The following is a 10265-nucleotide window of genomic DNA, read 5'->3' as shown; positions in this document are numbered from 1 at the left end:
AGGATATCTGAGAGGAGCTGTCCTTAGTACGAGAGGACCGGGATGGACGGACCGCTGGTGTATCAGCTGCACCGCCAGGTGCATAAGGCTGGGTAGCCACGTCCGGAAGGGATAAACGCTGAAGGCATCTAAGCGTGAAGCCCCCCTCAAGATGAGATATCCCTCCTTTATGGAGTAAGACCCCTTGGAGAGTACGAGGTTAGATAGGCACAAGGTGTAAGCATGGTAACGTGTTCAGCTGATGTGTACTAATAGGTCGAGGGCTTATCCAAAAAAGCAAAGGTTAGAGACGGATCTAAGAGATTTCAGTGTTCGGTTTTGAAGGTACAATCGAAGAAATATGGCCCGGTGGCTCAGCTGGTTAGAGCGCCGCCCTGTCACGGCGGAGGTCAGGGGTTCGAACCCCCTTCGGGTCGCTCAACTTCATATTTTAATTTGACCGGGGTCTTAGCTCAGCTGGGAGAGCATCTGCCTTACAAGCAGAGGGTCACAGGTTCGAGCCCTGTAGGCCCCATTTTTTTACACAACACAATTCGTGTGTAAGCCGATGTGGCTCAATTGGCAGAGCAGCTGATTTGTAATCAGCAGGTTAACGGTTCGAGTCCGCTCATCGGCTCTATATGGATGGCTTCCCGAGTGGCCAAAGGGGACAGACTGTAAATCTGCTGCAATTTGCTTCGGTGGTTCGAATCCACCGCCATCCATTTTTTTATTGCAATAAGCAATAAATTTCATAATGACGCGGGGTGGAGCAGTCTGGAAGCTCGTCGGGCTCATAACCCGAAGGTCACAGGTTCAAATCCTGTTCCCGCTACTATATGCCTAGATAGCTCAGTTGGTAGAGCAGAGGACTGAAAATCCTCGTGTCGTTGGTTCGATTCCGACTCTAGGCATCTTTTTTTATTAATCTTTAGTCCCGACAAAGCGTCGGGATTTTTTTATTGAAGAAAGGATATGTTATAATAAAGAGTACGAGATTTATAAATAAAGAGGATAAGAGGAGTTTATGAATATCAGACGTTTAAAAGGAATAGCAGCTTCACTGATTTTGATCATTTCTGTTACCGCATGTGGCAGATCTTTTACGGGAGTTTTGGGCAATCAGAGTGCATCAGATCAGAGTGCTTCTACACAGACACAGGGCAAGTACCCGACAAAATGGAATCTTGAGAAGATTTATGCCAGCGAAGAAGACTGGCAGGCTGATTACGACAAGGTAATGGGCATGCTGGATGGTTACGATAAATTCAGAGGAAAGCTTGATAATGCCAAGACTATAAGAGAATACTTTGACTTTGCTTACTTTACCGAGATGACAAGGATTCAGCAGAAGCTTGCGCTTTATGCTAAGCAGGGAAACTCTCTTAACGCAACGGATGCAGTTTATAAAAACATGCTGGCCAAGCTTGATGCCATGAGCAGGGAAGAAACCCAGAGATGTGCCTTTGCGGAGGATGAGATATTTGCACTTTCATTGGAGGAGAGACAGAAGATCTTTTCAGATCCCCTTTTTGATGGCGATGAGTATTGGCTAAGGCAGTATCTTGATCCTGACTACGAGCCACTTACAGAGGATGAGACTCTTTTGGTATCCACTCTTTCAATGGGTATGGGCTACGGAGAACAGATTTTTGGCATACTTGATCAGGTTGAACTTCCTTATCCTACAATCACAATGCCGGGGGGTAAGGAGGAGGAGCTTACCGATGAGCTTTATGCAGAGATAATCAGTAATCCGAAGTACTCGGATAAATTCAGGGCAGAAGCAAACCAGGCTTACTTAACCAGATACGAGAATTTTGCTAACACCTTCGCTGCTCTTTTGGAATCGAACGCTTCACAGGCTTATGCATCAGCAGTCATTGATGGCTTTGATACTACCATGGAAGAGGCCTTTGATGACTATGATCTTGATACAGATGTCTTTGACATGTTGGTGGAATCAGCGCACAAGGGTATTCCGGAGTATCAGAGATACTTAAAGCTCCATGCAAAGGGGCTTGGCCTTGAGGAGCAATACCCATACAACATGGGAGAAAGCGTATCAGATTTCTACATTCCGCCTACACCCTATGATGATGCGGTGGATGAGGTTATAGACGCTCTTGGAATTCTTGGAGATGACTATATTGATCACTTCACCAAGATAATCACCAGTGAGCAGATTGATGTCTATCCTGCTGCTAACAAAGCTACAGGAGCCTTTGAGAACAAGCTATCAGTTGAGTATTATCCTTGGGTACTGTTTAACTATAAGGGTTACTCAGATGATATCAGTACAATAGCTCATGAAATGGGACATGCTGTATATGATCAGTACGCGACAGAGAACCAGCCTGTTGCTTACAGCAATCCCACAATATTTACTCAGGAAGTTGCATCTACTACCAATGAGCTTTTGTACTATCAATATAAGTTAAAAAATGCCCAGAGTGATGACGAAAAGCTCTTTTATCTGGAGAATGCAATCAGCATGTTTGCTGGAACGTTCTTCACTCAGATGATGTATTCCGAGTTTGAGGATTACATGTACAAGGTTGTGGAGTCAGGACAGTCGCTGGATGCTGAGGACCTTGGTGATAAGTGGATGGAGCTCCTTCAGGAGTACAGAGGCGATGCTGTTACCATGTTCCCGGCTTCAAGATATCAGTGGGCAGGAATTCCTCACTTCTACTATGTTTATTATGTGTACCAGTATTCTGCAGATGTGGCTTATGCAGCATCAATTGCTGAGAGGATCACATCAGGTGAAGCCGGTGCTGTGGATGAGTATCTGGATTTCCTTAAGCTTGGTGGATCTGCGCCGCCTGTAGAGCTTCTCTCAGAGGCAGGAATTGACCCGCTTTCAGACGAGACCTACGACAAGGCACTGGAGTATTTCAAGTCGCTTGTGGACGAGTACGAGGAGCTGGTTAACAAGAAGTAAATATTTAGTTAGTTTTTTCATGATTTTAATTTTTTCTTAGGCAATGTGTGTTATTATGAATTGAAACAAAAGTTAAGTTTACAGCCATAACTATGCGGTTTTATGGAGTTTATAGATGCACAGACTTTCAAAAGAAGATAAAGAGATAATAAAGAAAGTCCTGGATGTTAAGGACTATGACCCTGATGTATTCGATCCTGAGCTACTAACTGAGCTTGAGAAGGACGAGGAATACAGGGCAACACTATGCCGTTACGGCGCAGATATCCTCGGCTCTGAGAATTACATCAGGTTAAAGAGTTTTATTCAGCATGGAAATGTTACGGTCTATGAGCACAGTATCCATGTGGCGCTCTGCGCAATAAGGCTCAACAGAAAACTTGGGATTAAGAGCAGAGAGAGGGAGCTGGTAAGAGGAGCACTTCTTCATGACTATTTCCTCTACGACTGGCATGACGGCGAAGCGCCCGGGAACATTCATCCCAAGCTCCACGGATTCTATCATCCGGGAATTGCGCTGAGGAACGCGACAAGAGACTTTACGCTCTCCGAGAGAGAGAAAGAGATAATAAAAAAGCACATGTGGCCGCTTACGGTTAAGCCGCCTAAATGCAGGGAAGCCTGGGTGGTATGTCTTGCGGACAAGTATGCATCAACACTGGAGACACTCAAGCTTAAGAAGGGAAAGATTAACGTAAATTATGCCTGATATTTACCAGGAGCTGATAAACCTGGCGGAGGGGGACATGTACCCCTTCCATATGCCCGGTCATAAGAGAAACCTTCAAAGCACCCCGTTAAAGGGTGCTTTTCGTTGTGATATAACGGAAATTGACGGTTTTGATAATCTTCATGACGAGAAGGGCATAATACTTGAGGCCGAGAGAAGGGCAAACAGCTTATACGGCGCTGATGAGACTTTCTTTTTGGTAAACGGAAGTACATCAGGCGTACTCAGCGCTGTATCTGCGGCGGTTTCGGAAGGCGGCAGGATATTAGCTGCAAGGGGTAGCCATAGGTCTTTTTACCATGCAGCGTATTTGAGAGGGCTGGAGATAGATTACCTGGAAGCCGGGATGATTCGGGAGTACGGGATTTTCGACGGCTATAGTGCAGAAGATGTGAAAAGAGCTTTAGACTCCCTGACGGATAAGCCAAGAGCCGTGTTTATCACATCCCCAACCTATGAGGGAAGATGCTCGGATGTTGAGGGGATTGCAAAAGTGTGCCATGAAGAAGGCGTGATCCTTATTGTGGATGAAGCCCATGGTGCGCACTTTGGATTCGGAAAGGGACTGCCTGAGAGCGCTGTGAAGGCGGGAGCTGACATTGTCATACATTCTCTTCATAAGACGCTGCCGGCTATGACACAGACTGCGCTTATTCATGTTCAGGGCAGCCTTGTTGATAAAGCTCTTTTAAAGAGGTTCCTTAGAATATATCAGTCCAGCAGCCCATCATACGTGCTGATGGCCTCCATAGATCTGTGCATGAAAGAGATGCAGGAGAGGGGAAAAGAGTTTTCAGAGAGGCTCCTTGGCTACAGGAATAAGATACAGGAAAAGACCAAAGGCTGCAGTGTCCTTAAGATTCCTGGACTTTGCGAACTACAGGATCCGGCAAAGGTGCTTATCTATGCGGATACTGATACAATGACAGGTCAGCAGTTATATGATATACTGCGTGAGGACTATTTATTGCAGTTGGAAATGGCAGGGGAGCACTATGCTCTGGCCATAATTACCGGATGGGATACAGAGGAAGGAATAGAGCGCCTTATAAAGGCAATTTGCGAGATAGATGAGAACTTGCAGAAAAAAGCGGGAGCAAGGATCGTCGCAGCAGATGAAAAATATGCTATTCCAAAAAGAGAGATGTCTTTGCAAAAAGCCTGGGACAGCGAGCGGGAAACGGTGTCTTTAAATTTGGCGGAAGGCAGAATAAGCGGGGACTTTGTAAACCTTTATCCACCGGGAATTCCACTGATAGTGCCCGGAGAGGTCATTGGCGGAGATCTCATAAAGGACATAGAGCGATATATTGCCGAAGGACTTAATGTCCAGGGTATTTTGGAGCTCGAAAATAGCGAGAATAAGGGTATAATAGATATAGATAAGAGAGGAATTTTATGCGTAAAACCAAGATAATATGTACTATTGGACCGGCAAGTGAGAGTGAGGATAAGTTAAAAGAGCTTATGCTGGCCGGTATGAATGTTGCAAGATTCAATTTTTCACACGGCTCACATGATGAGCACAGAAGAAAGTTCGAGAGGATAAGAAAGCTCAGAGATGAGCTTGATATCCCCGTTGCAACCATGCTTGATACAAAGGGTCCCGAGATCAGACTTAAGGACTTTAAGAATGGAAAAGAGATGCTGGAGGCCGGACAGACCTTCACACTTACAGCAAGAGATATAGAAGGCACCAAGGACGAGGTATCCATCACTTACAAGGACCTCACCAAGGACTGCAAGAGCGGAATGACAATCCTTCTTGATGACGGACTCATTGAGCTCTCAGTTGAGAAGGTTACAGATACTGATATCGTTTGCACAGTAGTAAACGGTGGTCCTATCTCTGACAAGAAGGGAGTTAATGTTCCCGGAGCTGAGCTCTCAATGGAGTACTTAAGCGAGCAGGACAGGAGCGACATCATTTTCGGATGTGAGCAGGGCTTTGATTTTGTCGCAGCTTCTTTTGTAAGAACCAAGGCAGACGTAGAGGATATCAGAGCTATATTAAAAGAGAAGAACTCTCCCATGAAGATCATTGCCAAGATCGAGAGCACTCAGGGTATCAACAACATTGAAGAGATCCTTGCTGCTGCAGACGGTATCATGGTTGCAAGAGGTGACATGGGCGTGGAGGTTCCTTTTGAGGAGGTTCCCGTAGTTCAGAAGAAGCTCATCAAGATGGCAGAGGCTGCAGGTAAGTACGTTATCACAGCCACACAGATGCTGGATTCCATGATCCACCATCCAAGACCAACAAGAGCTGAGGCTACCGACGTTGCCAACGCTATATATGACGGAACAACAGCTATCATGCTCTCAGGCGAGACAGCTGCAGGCGATTATCCTGTAGAGGCCCTCAAGACCATGGTACGTATAGCCGAGAGAACAGAAGCCGATATAGATTATGTAGGAAGACTTAAGAAAAGAGATTACGCACCAAGCGATGACACCACAGCGATCTCACATGCTACCTGCAACATTGCTGCAGAGGTTGGCGCCGATGCGATCCTGACAGTCACCATGAGCGGCTTTACAGCCAGCATGGTTTCAATGTATAAACCAAATTGCCCGATCATTGCATGCACCATCAATCCTACAGTATGCAGACAGGCAAACCTGATGTTTGGCGTTGCGCCTCTTCACATCAGGCAGGAAGACACAGCAGATGAGCTCTTCAGGGAGGCAATAAGTTCAGCTAAGAATGCAGGTCTTTTAAAGGCCGGCGACAAGGTAGTCCTCACAGCAGGCGTACCTCTTGGCATCCCCGGAAGAACAAACATGATAAGAGTTGAGGAAGTATAAGCAAAATGGCTACCGGCAGGATTTTCCTTCTGATGGGCAAGAGCACCTCAGGGAAAGACACAATCTACAAAAACCTAATAGCTGATAATGACTTATCCCTTAAGAAGGTCGTTCCCTACACCACGCGCCCCATGCGCGATGGTGAGACGGACGGAGTTCAGTACTTCTTCAGAGATGAAGAGGGCTACCTTGACCTTCGCAGCAGAGGGAAGATTATCGAGGAGAGAACCTACCACACCAACTACGGCGAGTGGAGGTACTTTACAGTAGATGACGGTCAGATTGATCTTGCCAGTGGCGACAGTTACCTGGTAATCGGGACACTTGAGTCCTACTGTTACTTCAGGGATTACTTCGGAAAAGAGAATGTCCTTCCGATACTGATCGATGTAGAGGCAAGGATAAGGCTTGAGAGAGCCATGAAGAGAGAAGCCAAGCAGGAACATCCAAGGTATGACGAGATGTGCAGACGTTTTTTGGCAGACGAGGAAGATTTTGACGAGGCCAAGATAAAAGAGGCCGGCGTGGAAAAGAGATTTTTCAACAACGGACTTATCGAGGACTGTATAAAAGAGATAAGGGAACACATTTTAGAGAAGATGAGCTGACCTTATAAGGCGGGAAGGGAATGTATGGATATTAAAGTTAGTAATCTTACACCCACAACTCAGACCCCGGCTCCGGAGCAGGTGCAGGAGGCAAACGGCGACTTTAAGTTTGTCCTTACCAGCAAGCTTGAGGATTCGGGGCTTGCAGAGCGCCTGAATCTCATGATGCAGGATATCATCCAGCAGGGCGAGAAGATATCCAAGAGAAATGACATCAAGGATATGCAGAGGTACAGGATCCTTATCAAGGATTTCATGAACGAAGTAGTGACGAGGAGTCATGTCTTTTCCAGAGAGAACTTCCTTGACAGGAAGGGAAGACACAGGGTTTACGGCATAATCAGGCAGGTGGATAAAGAGCTTGATGAACTGGCTCAGGAACTGGTCAAGGACGAGAAGAACGGTATCGATATACTTGCTAAGATTGGACAGATACAGGGGTTACTACTGGACATCTTTACTTAAGGGGAGAGTAAATGGCGGATTTTGCCGATATCATAGATCAACAGCAGATGAAAGAGCACATGCAGCATGCGCTCATTACTGATAAAGTTTCTCATGCCTATATCATCTCAGGTGAGAGTGGTTCGGGAAAAGAGTTTATCGCCAAGACTTTTGCCAAGGCTCTTCAGTGCGAAAACAGGCAGGACAGGGGAGATTATAGGGAGTCCTGTAACGAGTGCCCCTCCTGTATTAAGGCACTGTCAGACAATCATCCGGACATCATAACCATAACCCATGAAAAGCCTAATAGTATAGGTGTTGACGACATCAGGCAGCAGCTTCGAGACGATGTTGTCATTAAGCCCTACGAGAGCAGATACAAGATCTATATCATTCCCGAGGGGGAGAAGATGACGCCCCAAGCGCAGAATGCTCTGCTAAAGACTTTGGAGGAGCCACCTTCATATATTGTCATCATTATTCTGACCAGCAACATAAATGCATTTCTGCCTACTATCATAAGTAGATGTATCGTGCTTCCCATGAAGCCCGTCAGGGACGATTCCATCATAAATTACCTGATGCAGGAGTGCCACGTGGTGGATTACAAGGCCATGCTGTGCGCCTCTTTTGCAAGAGGAAATGTGGGCAAGGCGCTGGAATTGGCTTCCAATGAGAGGTTCGAGACTTTAAAGAACGAGACCATAGAGCTGGTGGCTAAGCTCAAGAACCTTGAGATACACGAGATTATGGACAGGGTTCACGGCATATTAGAGAACCCCGATGGGGATGAGAAAAGCAGCAAGAAGGGAATTGACCTTGGTCAGTACGCTGACTTTATGGACATACTTCTTTTCCTGTTCAGGGATATGCTGGTGTATAAGGCCACAGGGGATGATACTCACTTGATTTTCACTGACAAGGTATCGTATATTAGTAGTGTTACCACAAACTGCACTTATGAGGGCATAAGCAGCATTATTAAAGATATGGAGATTGCGAAAAACCGCATAGACTCCAATGTTAATATAGATTTAGCCTTAGAGCTTATGCTCATGGGCATTAAGGAGTATTTATGACAAGAGTAATCGGCGTAAGATTCAGAACAGCCGGCAAGATATATTATTTTTCACCGGGCAAGTATGTCATTAAAAAGGGTGACCATGTAATCGTTGAGACAGCCAGGGGCGTTGAGTATGGAACTGTAGTTTCAGAGCCTCAGGACATCGAGGACGAGAAGGTGGTCAAGCCCCTTAAGACAGTACTTCGCACCTCCAGCACCAAGGACGATGAGCAGGAGAAGGCCAACAGGGAAAAAGAGAAAGAGGCCTTTAAGGTTTGTCTTGAAAAGATCAAGAAGCACAACCTTGATATGAAGCTCATCGATGCAGAATATACCTTTGACAACAACAAAATCCTCTTCTACTTTACAGCTGACGGCAGGATCGATTTCAGAGAACTGGTAAAAGACCTGGCGGCTGTATTTAAGACCAGGATAGAGCTCAGGCAGATCGGTGTCAGGGACGAGACCAAGATAATCGGTGGCTACGGCATTTGCGGAAGACCTCTTTGCTGCCACTCATATCTTTCAGACTTTGTTCCCGTATCCATCAAGATGGCCAAGGAGCAGAGCCTTTCACTTAATCCTACCAAGATTTCCGGTGTTTGCGGAAGACTTATGTGCTGCCTCAAGAACGAGGAAGATGTATATGAGGAGCTCAATCGCAAGATGCCCGGTGTCGGTGACTACTGCGTAGCTAAGGATGGACTTGGCGGAGAGGTATCATCTGTCAATATCTTAAGACAGACACTGAAGATCCTTGTTGAAGTCAACGACGAGAAGGAAGTTCACGAGTATAAGCTCGAAGAGATAGAGACGATCAGAAAGAAACAGAAGAAAAAGAACAATAACAACAAGAAGAATTCTCAGGAAGACGAGGAGATGAAAGAGCTCGAGAAACTTGAGAAGATCGAAAAGCAGGAAGGAAAGTCCAAGCTTACAGATGGTTGATCTTAAGGAAGGCGAGAGACTTGATGACCTGCAAAGGAACGGCTACAAGATAATCCAGAGCCCGGAGAAATTCTGCTTCGGGATGGATGCAGTTCTTTTGTCAGGATTTGCCTCTGCTCCGGAAGGAGGAAGAGTACTGGATCTGGGAACAGGAACCGGGATCATACCGATCCTAATGGCGGCCAAGACAGATGCAAAAGAGCTCATAGGCCTTGAGATCCAGGAGGAGAGCGCAGATATGGCGCAGCGAAGCGTCATTTACAATGATCTCCAGGACAGAGTAAGAATAGTACAGGGCGATATTAAGGAGGCAGGGCAATTATTTGACGCTGCCTCTTTTGACGTGGTTACAAGTAATCCACCTTATATGATAGGAGGCCACGGGCTGAAGAACCCGGAGGGCCCTAAGGCGATTGCAAGGCATGAGGTGCTCTGCGACCTTGAGGACGTTATCAGGGCAGCAGCTAGATGCCTTAAGAGCGGCGGTAAGTTCTACATGGTCCACAGGCCCTTCAGGCTTGCGGAGATCATGGTGCTGATGCACGAGTACAAGGTTGAGCCCAAGAGAATGCAGCTGGTTTACCCCTACGCCGACAAGGAGCCGAACATGGTTCTTATTGAAGGAGCAAGAGGCGGAAGATCAAGGCTGACGGTTGAAAAACCGCTTATTATCTACGAGGCTCCCGGGAAGTATACGCCGGAGATCTACGATATCTACGGATATTGAGAGGGAGAAAA

9 protein-coding genes, 6 tRNA genes and 1 rRNA gene are annotated in these 10265 nt (G+C 46.3%); all 16 read left to right on the top strand.

The genetic code is table 11. The features are described 5' to 3' along the window. Positions 1-272 (top strand): 23S ribosomal RNA (locus tag G632_RS0116340); the annotation flags it as partial. Between the two features lie 70 nt (positions 273-342). Beyond that, positions 343-416, top strand: a tRNA-Asp gene (locus G632_RS0116335). Between the two features lie 25 nt (positions 417-441). Then, positions 442-514 (top strand) — tRNA-Val (locus tag G632_RS0116330). Positions 515-543: 29 nt separating this feature from the next. Continuing rightward, positions 544-616, top strand: a tRNA-Thr gene (locus G632_RS0116325). A gap of 6 nt (positions 617-622) precedes the next feature. Continuing rightward, positions 623-704 (top strand) — tRNA-Tyr (locus G632_RS0116320). Positions 705-740: 36 nt separating this feature from the next. Then, positions 741-814: transfer RNA gene (locus G632_RS0116315), tRNA-Met, on the top strand. A 6-nt stretch (positions 815-820) separates the two neighbouring features. After that, positions 821-893: transfer RNA gene (locus G632_RS0116310), tRNA-Phe, on the top strand. Between the two features lie 113 nt (positions 894-1006). Next, positions 1007-2926, top strand: a complete 1920-nt coding sequence (locus G632_RS0116305) for a M3 family metallopeptidase (RefSeq protein ID WP_022770572.1) — start codon at positions 1007-1009, stop codon at positions 2924-2926. Between the two features lie 115 nt (positions 2927-3041). Beyond that, positions 3042-3635 (top strand): HD domain-containing protein, encoded by a 594-nt coding sequence (locus G632_RS0116300; protein ID WP_022770571.1) that lies wholly within the window; start codon positions 3042-3044, stop codon positions 3633-3635. After that, on the top strand, positions 3628-5073 hold the full coding sequence (locus G632_RS0116295) for an aminotransferase class I/II-fold pyridoxal phosphate-dependent enzyme (protein ID WP_022770569.1): 1446 nt from the start codon (positions 3628-3630) through the stop codon (positions 5071-5073). Before G632_RS0116300 ends, G632_RS0116295 begins: the two co-directional genes overlap by 8 nt. Next, positions 5055-6464, top strand: a complete 1410-nt coding sequence (gene pyk / locus G632_RS0116290; RefSeq protein ID WP_022770568.1) for a pyruvate kinase — start codon at positions 5055-5057, stop codon at positions 6462-6464. Before G632_RS0116295 ends, pyk begins: the two co-directional genes overlap by 19 nt. Before the next feature lie 5 nt (positions 6465-6469). Further along, complete coding sequence (locus G632_RS0116285; RefSeq protein WP_022770567.1) at positions 6470-7072, top strand: guanylate kinase; 603 nt, start codon at positions 6470-6472, stop codon at positions 7070-7072. Between the two features lie 24 nt (positions 7073-7096). Then, positions 7097-7537, top strand: a complete 441-nt coding sequence (locus G632_RS0116280) for a YaaR family protein (RefSeq protein WP_022770562.1) — start codon at positions 7097-7099, stop codon at positions 7535-7537. A gap of 11 nt (positions 7538-7548) precedes the next feature. Then, a complete protein-coding gene (locus tag G632_RS0116275; protein ID WP_022770556.1) occupies positions 7549-8595 on the top strand; it encodes a DNA polymerase III subunit in 1047 nt (348 codons plus the stop codon). Further along, a complete protein-coding gene (locus G632_RS0116270) occupies positions 8592-9527 on the top strand; it encodes a PSP1 domain-containing protein (protein ID WP_022770555.1) in 936 nt (311 codons plus the stop codon). The genes G632_RS0116275 and G632_RS0116270 overlap by 4 nt, the downstream gene beginning before the upstream one ends. Next, positions 9520-10254, top strand: coding sequence for a tRNA1(Val) (adenine(37)-N6)-methyltransferase (locus G632_RS0116265; protein WP_022770553.1), 735 nt, complete (start codon positions 9520-9522; stop codon positions 10252-10254). The genes G632_RS0116270 and G632_RS0116265 overlap by 8 nt, the downstream gene beginning before the upstream one ends. The last annotated feature ends 11 nt before the right edge of the window (positions 10255-10265 follow it).

Source organism: Butyrivibrio sp. NC2007, from assembly GCF_000421405.1.
Classification (GTDB): Bacteria; Bacillota; Clostridia; order Lachnospirales; family Lachnospiraceae; genus Butyrivibrio.
This window is presented reverse-complemented; position numbering and strand designations above follow the sequence as displayed.